At 71.2% G+C, this 15990-nt stretch carries 13 protein-coding genes and 1 riboswitch; of the genes, 8 read left to right on the plus strand and 5 right to left on the minus strand.

Going from position 1 to position 15990, the window contains the following annotated elements; genetic code table 11:
- Positions 1-5 precede the first annotated feature (5 nt).
- The 5 genes from ACFYOJ_RS28720 to gcvT form a co-directional block, all read right to left on the minus strand.
- Positions 6-1865 carry a hypothetical protein gene (locus ACFYOJ_RS28720; RefSeq protein WP_356556088.1) on the minus strand — a complete coding sequence of 620 codons (1860 nt, stop codon included), beginning with the start codon at positions 1863-1865 and terminating at the stop codon, positions 6-8.
- A 10-nt stretch (positions 1866-1875) separates the two neighbouring features.
- Positions 1876-3243, minus strand: coding sequence for an L-serine ammonia-lyase (locus ACFYOJ_RS28725; protein WP_356556086.1), 1368 nt, complete (start codon positions 3241-3243; stop codon positions 1876-1878).
- A gap of 97 nt (positions 3244-3340) precedes the next feature.
- Positions 3341-4603 (minus strand): serine hydroxymethyltransferase, encoded by a 1263-nt coding sequence (glyA, locus tag ACFYOJ_RS28730; protein ID WP_356556085.1) that lies wholly within the window; start codon positions 4601-4603, stop codon positions 3341-3343.
- A 14-nt stretch (positions 4604-4617) separates the two neighbouring features.
- Complete coding sequence (gcvH, locus tag ACFYOJ_RS28735) at positions 4618-4995, minus strand: glycine cleavage system protein GcvH (RefSeq protein WP_356556083.1); 378 nt, start codon at positions 4993-4995, stop codon at positions 4618-4620.
- Positions 4996-5131: 136 nt separating this feature from the next.
- Complete coding sequence (gene gcvT / locus ACFYOJ_RS28740; protein WP_356556082.1) at positions 5132-6250, minus strand: glycine cleavage system aminomethyltransferase GcvT; 1119 nt, start codon at positions 6248-6250, stop codon at positions 5132-5134.
- 161 nt (positions 6251-6411) lie between these two features.
- Positions 6412-6505, minus strand: a riboswitch (glycine riboswitch).
- A gap of 179 nt (positions 6506-6684) precedes the next feature.
- On the opposite strand from gcvT, the gene ACFYOJ_RS28745 reads away from it, so the two are divergent.
- The 8 genes from ACFYOJ_RS28745 (at position 6685) to ACFYOJ_RS28780 (ending at position 15931) form a co-directional block, all read left to right on the plus strand.
- Positions 6685-7350, plus strand: a complete 666-nt coding sequence (locus ACFYOJ_RS28745; protein ID WP_356556080.1) for an AAA family ATPase — start codon at positions 6685-6687, stop codon at positions 7348-7350.
- Positions 7351-7429: 79 nt separating this feature from the next.
- Positions 7430-8233 (plus strand): enhanced serine sensitivity protein SseB, encoded by an 804-nt coding sequence (locus ACFYOJ_RS28750; protein ID WP_356556079.1) that lies wholly within the window; start codon positions 7430-7432, stop codon positions 8231-8233.
- A gap of 162 nt (positions 8234-8395) precedes the next feature.
- The gene (locus ACFYOJ_RS28755; protein WP_356556078.1) at positions 8396-9199 is read left to right on the plus strand and encodes an enhanced serine sensitivity protein SseB C-terminal domain-containing protein; all 804 of its coding nucleotides are present in this window, start codon (positions 8396-8398) and stop codon (positions 9197-9199) included.
- Between the two features lie 355 nt (positions 9200-9554).
- A complete protein-coding gene (locus tag ACFYOJ_RS28760; RefSeq protein ID WP_356556076.1) occupies positions 9555-10553 on the plus strand; it encodes an ABC transporter permease in 999 nt (332 codons plus the stop codon).
- Positions 10554-10590: 37 nt separating this feature from the next.
- Positions 10591-12363, plus strand: coding sequence for an ABC transporter substrate-binding protein (locus ACFYOJ_RS28765; RefSeq protein WP_356556075.1), 1773 nt, complete (start codon positions 10591-10593; stop codon positions 12361-12363).
- 69 nt (positions 12364-12432) lie between these two features.
- Positions 12433-13440, plus strand: a complete 1008-nt coding sequence (locus ACFYOJ_RS28770) for an ABC transporter permease (protein ID WP_356556074.1) — start codon at positions 12433-12435, stop codon at positions 13438-13440.
- On the plus strand, positions 13437-14534 hold the full coding sequence (locus ACFYOJ_RS28775) for an ABC transporter ATP-binding protein (protein ID WP_356556072.1): 1098 nt from the start codon (positions 13437-13439) through the stop codon (positions 14532-14534). The genes ACFYOJ_RS28770 and ACFYOJ_RS28775 overlap by 4 nt, the downstream gene beginning before the upstream one ends.
- Positions 14531-15931: a dipeptide ABC transporter ATP-binding protein gene (locus ACFYOJ_RS28780; RefSeq protein ID WP_356556071.1), complete on the plus strand. Its 1401-nt coding sequence runs from the start codon at positions 14531-14533 to the stop codon at positions 15929-15931. Before ACFYOJ_RS28775 ends, ACFYOJ_RS28780 begins: the two co-directional genes overlap by 4 nt.
- Positions 15932-15990: the final 59 nt, after the last annotated feature.

The raw sequence follows: 15990 nt of genomic DNA on the forward strand, positions 1-15990 counted from the left end.
CCGGCTCAGCACGAGGACGGCGGGAGCGGCTCGACACCGACGAGGTGCGCCGCGGCGCCGGTGCGCACGGTGATCCGGGGGACGGCCCCGGCCAGGGACCTCCCGCCGGCCAGCCAGGCGTGGAGCGCGGAGGCGTACGCGGCGGGGTCGCACAGGTCGGGCCGCCCGTCCGGCCCCGCGACGGCGGACAGCCGTACGAGCGTGCCCTCACGGGTGCGCACGACACAGCGGTCCGGGCCGTCGACGTAGACGGCCAGCCCGCAGTACGGGTACCGGGCGAGCGCCTCCGCCGTCCAGGCGCCGGGCGGGCCGAGGCGCGGATCGTCCCCGGCCGCGTGCCGTACGACGACGTCCGCGATCCGCAGCCGGCCGGCCTCCCGCGTCTCCTCGTCGACCACCGTGTGGGCGGACTCCACGCGGAGCGCCGGGGGAGCGGACGGGTCGGGCTCGTCGCCGGTCACGGAGTGCCGGACGACCGCCACCTGCGGCGGGTCCTCGCCGATGTTCCCGGCGAGCACGCGGACCGGTGCGGTGCGGCGGGCGGGCTCGTAGGGCGGGAGGGGCAGCGGGTCGAGCAGCGCCGGATGGCCCGCGGGCTCCGCGATGCCCATCAGGCCGTAGAACAGGCGCCGCAGCAGCGCGGCCGACTCCCCCGGCGCCGAACTGGTCTGCTCCGCCAGCTCCCGGTACCGGCCGGCCTCGTGGGAGGCGATCGTCCGGTCGATCTGCGCCCGCAGACTGCCGCGGCGCACGAGACGGGGGGCCGCGCGTCCGAGGGCGGCCACGGGGGAGCGCGGGTCGAGGTCCTCCTGGGGGAACGCCCCGAGGAGGACGGGGACGCCGATGGCCGCCGCGTAGTAGGTGACGCTGGAGTGGTCCCCGAGGACGCAGTCGGCCGCGATCAGGGCCTGCCGCCACCCGTCGAGCGGCGCGACGGCGCTCAGGCCGGCCCGCCGGGCGTTGTCCAGCCACGCGCGGACCTGTCCGGGGCCGTGGCCGTACCAGATGTTCGGGTGGAGGACGGCGGCCGTCCGGTACTCGTCGGCGGGCAGTTCCGCGGTCAGGCGGGACAGCAGCCAGGGCAGCAGGTCGTCCGCGTCCGCCGGGGGGGATCCCGCCGCGGCGGCGCCACCGCCGAAGAGGGAACGGGGCGCCCAGGTCGAGCTGACGACGACCAGCCGCTGGCCCGGCGCCACGCCCAGCGCGCGGCGGAAGCGCTCACGCTGGGGGAGGGCGGCGAGGATGCGGTCGAAACACGGGTCCCCCGCCAGCACCGCGGTGGGCGCGGCCTCCGGGCAGGAGGCGCGCAGCCGCTCCAGCTGTTCGGGGTGGGACAGGACGGTCGCGGTGGCCAGCGGACGCCCGTCCTCCAGGAGCCAGTCCGGAGACAGACCGAAAACCGGTGTCCGGTGTCCGGTGTCCGGTGTCCGGTGTCCGGTGTCCGGTGTCCGGTGTCCGGTGTCCGGTGTCCGGTGTCCGGTGTCCGGTGTGGCCAGCTTCTTATTGTAACCGACCCCGTGTGACAATACAGCCAATTTGCCCTGTATCGCCCCCAGTTCGCCCCCGTAGCTCGCCGCCACCGCCAGGTCGAACGCCGTCGCCTTGGCCTGCTCCCACGGCAGCACCGGAAGACCCGTCCGCGCCAGCAGCTCGGGCACCCCCGCCAGGAACGGGGACGAGCCCGTGCAGGTGACGAACAACTGCACACGGACGTCGCCGTGGAACAGCGGCAGCACGTCCAGCAGGCGGGTCGCGGAGGTCACGTTGTGCACGACGAACAGGACGCGGCGGCAGCCCGCACGGGTGATCCACCGCTCCGCGTCCTCCCCCACCGGCACCCGCAGGACGCCGCCCCCACCCGTCACCGCCGGCCCCTCAGCACTCGATGATGTTGACCGCCAGCCCGCCCCGGGCCGTCTCCTTGTACTTGACCGACATGTCGGCGCCGGTCTCCTTCATCGTCTTGATGACCTTGTCCAGGGACACCTTGTGCGTGCCGTCGCCGCGCATCGCCATCCGCGCCGCCGTGACCGCCTTCACCGCGGCCATGCCGTTGCGCTCGATGCACGGGATCTGGACGAGGCCGCCGACCGGGTCGCAGGTCAGCCCCAGGTTGTGCTCCATGCCGATCTCGGCGGCGTTCTCGACCTGCTCGGGGCTGCCGCCCAGCACCTCGGCGAGCGCGCCCGCCGCCATCGAGCAGGCGGAGCCCACCTCGCCCTGGCAGCCGACCTCGGCGCCGGAGATCGAGGCGTTCTCCTTGAACAGCATGCCGATCGCGCCGGCCGCGAGGAGGAAGCGGACCACGCCCTCCTCGTCGGCGCCGGGGACGAAGTTCATGTAGTAGTGCAGGACCGCCGGGATGATGCCGGCCGCGCCGTTCGTCGGCGCCGTGACGACCCGGCCGCCGGCCGCGTTCTCCTCGTTCACCGCCATCGCGTAGAGCGTGATCCACTCCATGGCCAGGGCCTGCGGATCGCCCTCGGAGCGCAGCTTGCGGGCGGTGTTCGCGGCCCGGCGGCGGACCTTCAGGCCGCCCGGCAGGATGCCCTCGCGGGACATGCCGCGCGCCACGCACGCCTGCATCACGCGCCAGATCTCCAGCAGGCCTTCGCGGATCTCGTCCTCGGTGCGCCAGGCCCGCTCGTTCTCCAGCATCAGCGCGGAGATCGACAGGCCGGTCTGCCGGGTCAGGCGCAGCAGCTCGTCGCCGGTGCGGAAGGGGTACTTCAGCACCGTGTCGTCGAGCACGATGCGGTCGGCGCCCACCGCGTCCTCGTCCACGACGAAGCCGCCGCCGACCGAGTAGTACGTCTTGGCCAGCACCTCGGTGCCGGCCGCGTCGTACGCCCGCAGGGTCATGCCGTTGGCGTGGTAGGGGAGGGCCTTGCGGCGGTGCAGGACCAGGTCGTCGTCGCAGGAGAAGGCGATCTCGCGCTCGCCGAGGAGACGCAGGCGGCCCGAGGCCCGGATCGTCCCGACGCGGTCGTCGGCCCTCTCCACGTCCACCGTGCGCGGCGAGGCGCCCTCCAGGCCGAGCAGCACCGCCTTGGGTGTGCCGTGGCCGTGGCCGGTGGCGCCGAGCGAGCCGTACAGCTCGGCACGGACCGAGGCGACACAGTCCAGCAGCTCCTCGTTGCGCAGACGACGGGCGAACATGCGCGCCGCGCGCATCGGACCGACCGTGTGCGAACTCGACGGACCGATACCGATCGAGAACAGGTCGAAGACCGAGATGGCCACGGGAACTCCTCAGAACGGGGGTGGTGCGCAGGGTGGTGCGAAAAGGCGGGGTGCCGGCCCGCTCGTGACGGGCACGGCACCCCCGGACGTACGGTGTCTACTTGTTCAGACCCGGGTACAGCGGGTGCTTGTCGGCCAGGGTCTTCACCCGGGCCTTGAGGGCCTCCGCGTCGTAGGACGGCTTCAGCGCCTCGGCGATCACGTCCGCGACCTCGGCGAAGTCCTCGGCCGTGAAGCCGCGGGTCGCCAGGGCCGGCGTGCCGATGCGCAGACCGGAGGTCACCATCGGCGGACGCGGGTCGTTCGGGACGGCGTTGCGGTTGACCGTGATGCCGACCTCGTGCAGGCGGTCCTCGGCCTGCTGTCCGTCCAGCTCGGAGTCGCGCAGGTCGACCAGGACCAGGTGGACGTCGGTGCCGCCGGTCAGGACGGAGACGCCCGCCGCCTTCGCGTCGTCCTTCACCAGGCGCTCGGCCAGGATGCGGGCGCCTTCCAGCGTACGACGCTGGCGCTCCTTGAAGTCCTCGCTCGCGGCGACCTTGAAGGCGACGGCCTTGGCGGCCACCACGTGCTCCAGCGGACCGCCCTGCTGACCGGGGAAGACGGCGGAGTTGATCTTCTTGGCCAGCTCGGCCGTGGAGAGGATCACACCGCCGCGCGGGCCGCCCAGCGTCTTGTGGGTGGTGGTGGTCACCACGTGCGCGTGCGGCACCGGGTTCGGGTGCAGGCCCGCCGCGACCAGACCGGCGAAGTGCGCCATGTCGACCATCAGGTACGCGCCGACCTCGTCCGCGATCCTGCGGAACGCGGCGAAGTCCAGCTGCCGCGGGTAGGCCGACCAGCCGGCCACGATCAGCTTCGGCCTGTTCTCCTTGGCGAGGCGCTCCACCTCGGCCATGTCGACCCGGCCGTCGTCGCCGACGTGGTAGGCGACCACGTTGTACAGCTTGCCGGAGAAGTTGATCTTCATGCCGTGGGTCAGGTGCCCGCCGTGGGCGAGGTTCAGACCCATGATCGTGTCGCCCGGCTGGAGCAGCGCGAACATCGCGGCCGCGTTGGCCTGGGCACCGGAGTGCGGCTGCACGTTGGCGTGCTCGGCGCCGAAGAGCGCCTTGACCCGGTCGACGGCGATCTGCTCGACCACGTCGACGTGCTCGCAGCCGCCGTAGTAGCGGCGGCCGGGGTAGCCCTCGGCGTACTTGTTGGTGAGGACCGAGCCCTGCGCCTCCATGACCGCGACGGGCGCGAAGTTCTCGGAGGCGATCATCTCGAGGGTGGACTGCTGGCGGACCAGCTCGGCGTCGACGGCGGCCGCGACGTCGGGGTCCAGCTCGTGCAGGGGGGTGTTCAGGAGCGACATGGGACCGTGACTCCTCAGGCGCCGGCGAATTCGGTGTACTCGTCGGCGGAGAGCAGGTCGCCCGGCTCCTCGCTGACGCGCACCTTGAACAGCCAGCCGCCCTCGAAGGGCGCCGAGTTCACCAGCGACGGGTCGCCGACGACGTCCTCGTTGATCTCGGTGACCTCGCCGGAGACGGGGGAGTACAGGTCGGAGACCGACTTGGTCGACTCCAGTTCGCCGCAGGTCTCGCCCGCGGACACGGTGTCGCCGACCGCGGGGAGCTGGACGAAGACGACGTCACCGAGCGCGTTGGCCGCGTGCTCCGTGATGCCGACCGTCGAGACGCCGTCCTCGGCGGCCGACAGCCACTCGTGCTCCTTGCTGTAACGCAGCTGCTGGGGGTTGCTCATGACCTGAATTCTCCTGTATGCGGGACGGTGCTGAACGACGGGGGACTGTGGTGGACCGCAGGCGGGCGGCACGGACGCGGACGCGGGCGGGGCGGGACGCCGGAGAGCCCCGCCCGCCCGGTGTCTGCTTCCGGGGCTACTTCTGGCGCTTGTAGAACGGCAGTGCCACGACCTCGTACGGCTCGTGGCTGCCCCGGATGTCCACGCCGACCCCGGGGGTGCCCACGGCCGCGTGCGCGGCGTCGACGTACGCCATGGCGATCGGCCTGCCCAGCGTGGGGGAGGGGGCGCCGGAGGTGACCTCGCCGACCACCTCGCCGCCGGCCACGACCGCGTACCCGGCGCGCGGGATCCGGCGGCCCTCGGCGATCAGGCCGACCAGGACGCGGGGCGGGTTCTGCTCGGCCCGGGCGGCGGCCCGCTCGAGCGCGGCGCGGCCCACGAAGTCGCCCTCCTTCTCGAACTTCACCACCCGGCCGAGACCGGCGTCGAAGGGCGTCAGCTCCGTCGTCAGCTCGTGCCCGTACAGCGGCATGCCCGCCTCCAGGCGGAGCGTGTCCCGGCAGGACAGACCGCACGGGACCAGCCCGGCGCCCTCGCCCGCCTCGGTCAGCGCCTGCCACAGCTCGACGGCGTGCTCCGGCTTCACGAACAGCTCGAAGCCGTCCTCGCCGGTGTAGCCGGTGCGCGCGATCAGCGCCGGGACGCCCGCGACCGTGCCGGGCAGCCCGGCGTAGTACTTCAGACCGTCCAGGTCGGCGTCGGTGAGCGAGGCGAGGATGCCCGGGGACTCGGGGCCCTGCACGGCGAGCAGCGCGTAGGCGTCCCGGTCGTCGCGCACCTCGGCGTCGAAGCCGGCCGCCCGCTCGGTCAGCGCGTCCAGCACCACCTGGGCGTTGGAGGCGTTGGCGACGACCATGTACTCGCTCTCGCCGAGGCGGTAGACGATCAGGTCGTCGAGGATGCCGCCGTCCTCGCGGCAGATCATGGTGTAGCGGGCCCGGCCCGGCTTCACCGTGCCGATGCTGCCGACCAGCGCGAAGTCCAGCAGGCCGGCGGCCTGCGGGCCGGTGACCGTGATCTCACCCATGTGGGAGAGGTCGAAGAGACCGGCCCGGGTGCGCACCGCGACGTGCTCGTCGCGCTCGGAGCCGTAGCGCAGGGGCATGTCCCAGCCGGCGAAGTCGGTCATCGTCGCGCCCAGCGCGCGATGCGTGGCATCCAGCGCGGTACGGCGGAGTTCGGTACTGCTCATCGGTCGGTCGTCTCCCAGGGACAGCACGGCACGGGCGAGGTGGATCCTCCCCATCTGTCATCGGAACCTGAGAGGTTCGCCATGACCACCGCTCCACGGCGGTCAGGACTTGCACCTTGGGTGGGGCGGCCGTGGAACGGCGGCCCGCTTTTCAGATGTGCCTCGCCCACGCGGTGACGGTGCCTGAGAGATTCAAGGGAGGGACTTGCTCCTTCGGCGCCCCGGCACGGCCGGGGACTCTCCCGCGCGGATTCAAACGGCCGGTATGCAGTTGGCGCCGCCATCATCGCACGCCGGGCCCGTTCACGGCAGACCGTGATCTGTAGCCGTGCTGTGGCAGTAAGCGCACGAAAACGCGAGACCCACGCATTACCTTCTCTTTACACTCGAGGGGGAGGGGAACTCGTGAACCGCCCCAGGGGAGGACGATCACGATGAACAGGACCACGGTCTACGCCACGACTTCGGGAATCGCCCTGCCGCAGCAGACCGCACCGGCCGGGGACGCGTGCGCCCCCCTGCCCGCGTCCGTCGTCCGCGACCTGCGCGACCGCGCCGGGCGCAGCCCGCACGCCCTGCTCTTCGGCCCCCGCGACCTGGTGGTGGTCACCGGACTGCCCGGCAGCGGCAAGTCCACGCTCATGCGGCGCACCGTGCGCGGCCGGCGCGTCGACTCCCAGGACACCCGCGACCGCTTCGACCGCCGCATGCCCCGCTTCCTGCCGTACGCCCTCTACCGGCCCCTGGTCCGGATCGCCCACTACGCCGGACTGCGCCGCGCGCTGCGCTCCGGCGAGGGCGTCGTCGTGCACGACTGCGGCACCCAGGCCTGGGTGCGCCGCTGGCTGGCCCGCGAGGCCCGCCGCCGCGGCGGCACCCTGCACCTGCTCTTCCTCGACGTCGCCGTGGACGACGCCCTCGCCGGCCAGCGCGAGCGCGGCCGGGGCGTCTCGCGCTACGCCTTCCTGCGGCACCGCTCGGCCTCCGCCCGCCTGCTGGCCTCCGTGGCCGAGGGCAGGCTGCCCGCCGGCTGCGGCTCGGCGGTCCTCCTGGACCGGGCGGCGGCCGACGCGCTGCACCGGATCGCCTTCACCGGCTGAGGCGACGGCCGTGGGCCGGCGGGGCCGAACGGGTTAGCCTTTTCAGCCACAGCAGCGGTACCAGGCAGGCGGTAGGCAGATGGACTTCCCAGCGGACTTCCCGGCGGACCTCTCACCGGACCTCCCGGCGCAGGCGCGTCCCCACCCGCACGGCGGATGGCCGGGCAACGAGCTGGAGGAGGTGCTGTCCGCCTCCCTCGGCGTCCCGTCGGCCGGCGGCCGGATCGTGGAGGTGCTCGGCCGCAGCTTCGTCTGGGTCCCGCTGCCGAACGGCGGCGGCCCGCACAGCGGCCCGCTCGACCTGCCCTCCCTGGAGATCGACGGCCAGGCCTACGTGCCGGTGTTCAGCTCGGAGGAGCAGTTCCGCCAGGTCGCCGGGGCGCACATGGCGTACACCATCGCCCCCGCCGTGGAGTTCGCCCGCGGCCTGCCCCCGCAGGTCGGCATCATCGTGAACCCGGAGGGCGTGGTCGGCGTCCCGCTGCCGCCGCCGGCCGTGGCCGAGCTGTGCCGGGCCGGCCGCACCCCGCTGGACGGGCCCGCGTCCGGCGGCCGGGTCCGCCTCTTCGAACCGGACTGGCAGGACGACCCGGTGGACTTCCTCGCCGCCGCCTCCGCCGAGTTCGCCGGGATCGGCGTCGTGCGCACCGCCCGCCGCTGCATGGCCGCCGTCGAGACCGCCGACCCGGTCATGTTCGTCGGCGTCGAACTGACCCACTGGGAGGGCGACGCCCGCGCCCTCCCCCTGGACGCCCTGGGCCGGGCCCTCGCCAAGGCCCCCCTGAAGACCCAGGTCAACCTGGTCCTCCTGGAGGCCGCCCAGGACCCGGTCTGCGACTGGATGCGGGCCAACGTCCGCCCGTTCTACCAGCGGGACTTCTAGTGCCCCGGCCGGGGCGGCCCCCAGGGGCGTGTCCGGCCGCGCCGGACCCGTGCCCGTCGCGCCCGTGAGCGGACAGCGCACCCCGAGCTCACCGGCGCCCCCCGACCGGCGGAGCCTTAAGCTGGTTGCACAACCGGGGTACTTCTCGAAAGGGCGATACGCGTGAGCGCCAGCGGCACCGCGACCGGGCAGGTCGAGCACATGCTGCGCCAGGTGACCCCCGGGCGCTACGACGCCTACGAGGCCCTGCTGCGCGCGCTCGCCACCCCCGCCTCCGGCCAGGTCTGGATGCTGCTGTGGCACGGCCAGGCCGGCTCCCCGGACGCCCAGTACGGGACCATGGAGGTCGACGGCTGCGGCTACGCGCCCTGCGTCACCTCCGCCCAGGAGCTCTCCGCCAGCGGCTGGAACCGGTCGTACGAGGTCGCCGACGGCCTCGAAGTGGCCCGCTTCCTCTACCCGGACCACCACGGCCTCTGGCTCAACCCGCACGCCCCCGGCGGCGGCGTCGGCATCCCCTGGCTCGACCTGCGCCGCATCGCCTGCGGCCTGGACCGCCACCCCGCCGGACCGCTGCGCCTGTCCGAACCGGCCATCGATATCCCCCAGTTCTACGCCCTGCTCGCGCAGAACGCCCACCGCACCCCGGCCGTCCGCTCGCTGCGCCGCGCCTGGGTGCAGCCGGCGCTGGGGGCGCCGTACCTCGCCATCGGCCTCGACGTGTACGACGCCTCGCCGCCCGCCGTGGACGCCGTGCGCGCGATGATGCAGCAGTCCGTCACCGCCGTGCCGGACGGGCTGCCGGTGTCGACGGTGGCGATGACCGACGCGCACGACCCGGTCGCCATGTGGCTGCGCGCCAACGCCCGCCCGTTCTACGACCGCGAGGCCCACGCGGCCGCCCCCGCCCCGCCCCGGGCGCCGGCGGCCGGGTACGGCTATCCTCCCGCCCGCGGCGGTTACTGAGGGCGGGAGAGCTCTCCCCGAAGGCCCCGCGGCGTCTCACGGCCTTCACCGGAGAGACACATGTCTTCGCGCGTAGATGACGCCGAATGGTCGCGAAGGTCGGCGATTTCGCCGCTGTGTCCCAACTGTCCTTCGTCCGGAGGCTGTTACCCACTGTTCGGATAACGGAATCCCTAGCAGTGCATCACGGTTGCGCATACATTCCCGGTCAGACCTGGCGGGTGATCACAGCGACGCTGAAGACTCCCGACTCAGACACAGGATCGAATCGGTCCGGTGATCGAGGCAAGTCGACAAAGCCGTAATTCGCGGCGGCTGTAGGCCGGTTACCGCCGGCGAGAGGGGTCAGGTCACTGTGACCGCACCGATCGAGACCACCGGGGCGCAAGCCGAGGCACAGCCCGAGGCTGTCCTCGTCGGTGCCGAGAAGGGGCAGATCGAGGGTCGTTCCCTGGGGCAGATCGCCTGGACCCGCTTCAAGAAGGACAAGGTGGCCGTGGCCGGCGGGGTCGTGGTGATCCTGCTGGTCCTCCTGGCGGTCCTCTCCCGTCCCCTCCAGGCGCTCTTCGGTCTGGACCCCAACGCCCTCAACCAGGACCTGATCGACCCCAACACCTCGCTGCCCACCGGTGACTTCGGCGGTATGAGCTGGGACCACCCGCTCGGCGTGGAGCCCAAGTTCGGCCGGGACATCGCCACCCGCATCCTGGAGGGCTCCTGGGTCTCGCTGGTCGTCGCCTTCGGCGCCACGATCCTGTCCAACACGATCGGCACGATCCTCGGCGTGGTCGCCGGCTACTACGGCGGACGCGTCGACACGATCATCAGCCGGCTGATGGACACCTTCCTGGCGTTCCCCCTCCTGCTGTTCGCGATCGCCATCTCGGCGACCCTGCAGGGCGGCGCCTTCGGCCTGGAGGGCCTGCCGCTGCACATCGGCGTGCTGGTCTTCGTCATCGGTTTCTTCAACTGGCCCTATCTGGGCCGCATCGTCCGGGGCCAGACGCTGGCCCTGCGCGAACGGGAGTTCGTCGACGCCTCGCGCGGGATGGGGGCCAAGGGCCCGTACATCCTCTTCCGGGAGCTGCTTCCGAACCTCGTGGGACCGATCATCGTCTACTCGACGCTGCTCATCCCGACCAACATTCTCTTCGAGGCGTCCCTGAGCTTCCTCGGTGTCGGCATCCAGCCGCCCCAGGCCTCGTGGGGCGGCATGCTCAACCAGGCGGTCGCCTTCTACCAGGTCGATCCCCAGTTCATGATCGTGCCCGGTCTCGCCATCTTCGTGACCGTCCTGGCGTTCAACCTGCTCGGCGACGGTCTCCGTGACGCTCTCGATCCGCGCAGCCGCTGACCCGCGGCTGCCCCGGGAGTCCCAAGTTTTGCCATCAATGGAGGGGAAGCAGACCATCATGCGAAGGTCAGCGCTGGCCGCGGTCGCGGCCATCGGCAGTGCGAGCTTGCTGCTTTCGGCTTGCAGCAAGGCCGATGACAACTCGGACAACAACGGTAAGAAGTCGGCTGAGGCCAACGCCGCGACCAAGGACGTCGTCAACGCCTCCACCCAGAAGGGCGGGACGGTCACGTACGAGTACTCGGACGTGCCGGACTCCTTCGACCCCGGCAACACGTACTACGCGTACATGTACAACCTCAGCCGGCTCTACGCCCGCCCGCTGATGACCTTCCAGCCCGCCGCGGGCGACAAGGGCAACACCCTGGTCCCGGACCTCGCCGCGAGCAAGGGCGTGCCGAGCGACGGCGGCAAGACCTGGACGTACAAGCTGCGTCCGGGCCTGAAGTACGAGGACGGCACCCCGATCACCTCGAAGGACGTCAAGTACGCCGTCGAGCGGTCCAACTTCGCGCGTGACGTGCTCTCCCTCGGCCCGAACTACTTCCAGCAGTTCCTCGAGGGCGGCGACAAGTACAAGGGCCCCTACAAGGACAAGAACCCCGCGGGCCTGAAGTCCATCGAGACGCCGGACGACACCACGATCGTCTTCCGCCTCAAGACGGCCTTCCAGGAGTTCGACTACCTGGTCGCGACGCCGCAGACGGCCCCGGTGCCCCGGGCCAAGGACAAGGGCATCGACTACGTCAAGGACATCGTGTCCTCCGGCTCGTACAAGTTCGAGAGCTACGAGGAGGGCAAGCAGGCCGTCCTCGTCCGCAACGAGAACTGGGACCCGAAGACGGACCCGCTGCGCAAGCAGTACCCGGACAAGATCGTCGTCAAGCTCAAGGTCAACGCCGAGACGATCGACCAGGACGTCCAGGCCGGCACCGCGATCGACCTCGGCGGCACGGGCGTCCAGGCCGCCACGCAGGCGAAGGTCGTCAACGACCCCGCCCTGAAGGCCAACACCGACAACACCTACGGCGGCCGCCTCGTCTACATGGCGATCAACAACCAGGTCGCCCCGTTCGACAAGCTGGAGTGCCGCAAGGCCGTCCAGTACGCCGTCGACAAGGTCTCCGTGCAGACCGCTCTCGGCGGTCCGATCCGCGGCGAGATCGCGACCACCGTCCTGCCGCCGGACATCACCGGCTACCAGAAGGCGGACACCTACGCGACCGAGGGCAACAAGGGTGACGTCGCCAAGGCCAAGGACCAGCTGAAGGCCTGCGGCCAGACGACCATCAACACCAGCATCTCGGCGCGCAGCGACCGCCCGCAGGAGATCGACGCGGCCACCGCGATCATCGCCTCGCTGAAGAAGGTCGGCATCAACGCCACCCTGAAGCAGTACCCGTCGGGCAAGTACTTCACCGACTACATCGGTGTGCCGGAGTTCAACAAGAAGCAGAACATCGGCCTGCACATGATGCAGTGGGGCGCCGACTGGCCGTCCGGCTACGGCTTCCTCCAGCAGATCCTGAACGGTGCGGCGATCGGCCCGTCCGGCAACACCAACATCTCGTACATCGACGACAAGCAGATCAACGACATGCTCGGCAAGGCGATCGCCACCGAGGACGCCACCGAGCGCAACTCGCTGTACGCCCAGATCGACAAGCGCGCGATGGAGCAGTCGGCCCTCGTCCCGCTGACCTACTTCAAGGTCCTGCTGTACCGCCCGACCACCTACACCAACCTGGTGTCCTCGGCGGCCTTCAGCGGTCAGTACGACTACCTCAACATCGGCACGACCAAGAAGTAGCCCCGGAAGGCAGGTGAAGGCATTGGTGCCCGCGGGCTTCGCAGCCCGCGGGCGCCAGCGCCGGTCCCCGTGATCTCGTACATCCTCCGTCGGACGTTCGCGGCAGTGATCCTGCTGCTGGTCGTCACCGCGGTCACCTTCGCGATCTTCTTCCTGCTGCCGCGGCTCGCCGGTCAGACCGCCGACCAGCTCGCGCAGCAGTACATCGGAAAGAGCCCGACGAAGGCGGACATCCTCGCGGTCAAGCAGAACCTCGGTCTGGACCAGCCCCTGTACGTCCAGTACTGGCACTTCATCAAGGGGATCGTCAGCGGCGCCACCTACAACCTGGGCCCCACGACGGCCCACTGCGACGCGCCCTGCTTCGGCTACTCCTTCAAGAACCACGTCGAGGTGTGGCCGCAGCTCACCTCCCGCCTCCCGGTGACCCTCTCGCTGGCCGGCGGCGCCGCCGTGCTGTGGCTGCTGTCGGGTGTCCTGATCGGTGTGATCTCCGCCCTCAAGCCCCGCAGCCTCTTCGACCGCACCTTCATGGGCGTCGCCCTCGCCGGCGTCTCGCTGCCCATGTTCTTCACGGGCAACCTGGCGCTGCTGCTGTTCACCTTCCAGTGGCCGATCTTCGGCCGCACCTACGTCCCGCTCACCGAGAACCCGGCGCAGTGGGCCAACACGCTCTTCCCGGCCTGGTGCTCGCTGGCCCTGCTCTACTCCGCCATCTACGCGCGGCTCACCCGGTCGGGCATGCTGGAGACGATGAGCGAGGACTTCATCCGCACGGCCCGCGCCAAGGGCCTGCGGGAACGCAAGGTCGTGACCCGGCACGGGCTGCGGGCCGCGCTGACCCCGATCATCACCGTCTTCGGCATGGACCTGGGCCTGCTGCTCGGCGGTGCCGTGATCACCGAGAAGGTGTTCTCGCTGCCCGGCATCGGCCAGTACGCGGTGCAGGGCATCACCGACAACGACCTTCCCCCCATCCTCGGCGTGACCCTGCTCGCAGCCTTCTTCGTCGTGATCGCCAATCTCCTGGTGGACCTGCTGTACGCCGCCGCCGACCCTCGCGTGAGGCTCTCGTGACCGAACTCTCCAAGACCGGGGCCGCCGTGGGTGAGCCCGCCGGCACACCCTCGGACGCGCCCGACGCGTTCCTCACGGTCCGCGACCTCAAGGTGCACTTCCCGACCGACGACGGCCTGGTCAAGTCCGTCGACGGGCTCAGCTTCCAGGTGGAGAAGGGCAAGACCCTCTGCATCGTGGGCGAGTCCGGCTCCGGCAAGTCCGTCACCTCGCTCGCGATCATGGGCCTGCACCGGCTCGGCGCCCGCGGCAAGAACGTGCGGATGTCCGGCGAGATCTGGCTCGGCGGCAAGGAGCTCATCTCCGCCGATCCGGACGAGGTGCGCCGGCTGCGCGGCCGCGAGATGGCGATGATCTTCCAGGACCCGCTGTCCGCGATGCACCCGTACTACACGATCGGCAACCAGATCGTGGAGGCGTACCGGGTCCACCACGACGTCAACAAGAAGACCGCGCGCAAGCGGGCGATCGAGATGCTCGACCGGGTCGGCATCCCCGAGCCCGCCAAGCGCGTCGACAGCTACCCGCACGAGTTCTCCGGCGGTATGCGCCAGCGCGCCATGATCGCCATGGCGCTGGTCAACAACCCCGAGCTGCTCATCGCGGACGAGCCGACCACCGCCCTGGACGTGACCGTCCAGGCGCAGATCCTCGACCTCGTCCGGGACCTGCAGAAGGAGTTCGGCTCCGCGGTCGTCCTCATCACCCACGACCTCGGCGTGGTCGCCGAGATCGCCGACGACGTCCTGGTGATGTACGGCGGCCGGTGCGTGGAGCGCGGCTCGGTCGACGACGTCTTCGAGCGGCCGCAGCACCCGTACACCTGGGGGCTGCTCGGCTCGATGCCGCGCGTCGACCGGGAGACCTCCGAGCGGCTCATCCCGGTCAAGGGCTCGCCGCCGAGCCTCATCAACGTCCCCTCGGGCTGTGCCTTCCACCCCCGCTGCCCGTACGCGGACGTCCCCAAGGGCGATGTCACCCGTACCGTGCGTCCCGAGCTCCAGCAGGTCGGCAGCGGACACTTCTCCGCCTGCCACCTCTCGCCGGAGGACCGCACGCGGATCTGGACCGAAGAGATTGCGCCGAAGCTGTGAGTGAGACCAGGAAGACGGACGCGAAGACGGACGCGGCGACGGTCCCGGCCCAGGCATCCGCCCCCCAGGAGCGCGAGGTGCTGCTGAAGGTCGAGGGCCTGCAGAAGCACTTCCCGATCCGCAAGGGCCTCCTGCGGCGCCAGACCGGCGCGGTCAAGGCCGTCGACGGCATCGACTTCGAGGTGCGCAGGGGCGAGACCCTCGGCGTGGTCGGCGAGTCGGGCTGCGGCAAGTCGACCATGGGCCGGGTCATCACCCGGCTCCAGGACCCGACCGGCGGCTCGATCCACTTCGAGGGCAAGGACATCACGCGGCTGAACACGGCCGGGATGCGTCCGCTGCGGCGGGACATCCAGATGATCTTCCAGGACCCGTACGGCTCGCTGAACCCGCGCCACACCATCGGCGGCATCGTCTCGGCGCCGTTCCGTCTCCAGGGCGTGGAGCCCGAGGGCGGGGTGAAGAAGGAGGTCCAGCGGCTCCTGGAGCTGGTGGGCCTGAGCCCCGAGCACTACAACCGCTACCCGCACGAGTTCTCCGGCGGCCAGCGCCAGCGCATCGGCATCGCCCGCGCGCTCGCCCTGAAGCCGAAGCTGGTCGTCGCGGACGAGCCGGTCTCCGCGCTGGACGTGTCCATCCAGGCGCAGGTCGTCAACCTCATGGACGACCTCCAGCAGGAGCTCGGCCTGACGTACGTGATCATCGCGCACGACCTGTCCGTCGTCCGGCACGTCTCGGACCGGATCGCGGTGATGTACCTCGGCAAGATCGTCGAGCTGGCCGACCGCACCTCGCTGTACGAGGCGCCCATGCACCCGTACACCAAGGCCCTGATGTCGGCCGTGCCGGTGCCGGACCCGAAGCGCCGGGGCAGCAAGAGCGAGCGCATCCTGCTCCGCGGCGACGTGCCCTCGCCGATCTCCCCGCCGAGCGGCTGCCGCTTCCACACCCGGTGCTGGAAGGCGACGCAGATCTGCGCGACCACGGAGCCGCCGCTGAAGGAGCTGCGTCCGGGGCAGCAGGTGGCCTGCCACCACCCGGAGAACTTCGCGGACCAGGCCCCGCAGGACGTCGTCCTGCTCTCCGACGCCAAGGCGGCGGCCCAAACGGTCCCGGACGAGGCCCTGGCCGAGTCGGCCCGGACCTCGGCGGCGATCGCCGCCGAGGCGAAGGGCGCCGAGGCGAAGCCCGCCGAGACGAAGCCCGCCGAGGTGAAGTCCGCGAAGGCGGAGCCCGCCACGGAGGCCGAGGCGGAGGACGCGGAGGCGGAGCCCGCCGTGGCGGACGCGGACGCGGCGGAGCCCGCCGCGGAAGCCGGCACCGAGCCCGAACCGGCCGACGCCGACGCCGGGACGGCCGAGCCCGAGGCACCGGCGAAGGAAGAAAAGAAGAAGTAAGCCCGCCCGCCCCCTGAGCCCCCGCCTTCGTTTGTAAGGCGGGGGCTCATCGGCAGGTG

This window comes from Streptomyces sp. NPDC006384 (genome assembly GCF_042870695.1).
Classification (GTDB): domain Bacteria; phylum Actinomycetota; class Actinomycetes; order Streptomycetales; family Streptomycetaceae; genus Streptomyces.

What these genes read in the sequence shown, in the direction of transcription:
- ACFYOJ_RS28745 (WP_356556080.1), top strand. Translation starts at nt 6,685, where the DNA reads ATGAACAGGACCACGGTCTACGCCACGACTTCGGGAATCGCCCTGCCG.
- ACFYOJ_RS28765 (WP_356556075.1), top strand. Translation starts at nt 10,591, where the DNA reads ATGGAGGGGAAGCAGACCATCATGCGAAGGTCAGCGCTGGCCGCGGTC.
- gcvT (WP_356556082.1), bottom strand. Translation starts at nt 6,250, where the DNA reads ATGAGCAGTACCGAACTCCGCCGTACCGCGCTGGATGCCACGCATCGC.
- ACFYOJ_RS28750 (WP_356556079.1), top strand. Translation starts at nt 7,430, where the DNA reads ATGGACTTCCCAGCGGACTTCCCGGCGGACCTCTCACCGGACCTCCCG.
- glyA (WP_356556085.1), bottom strand. Translation starts at nt 4,603, where the DNA reads ATGTCGCTCCTGAACACCCCCCTGCACGAGCTGGACCCCGACGTCGCG.
- gcvH (WP_356556083.1), bottom strand. Translation starts at nt 4,995, where the DNA reads ATGAGCAACCCCCAGCAGCTGCGTTACAGCAAGGAGCACGAGTGGCTG.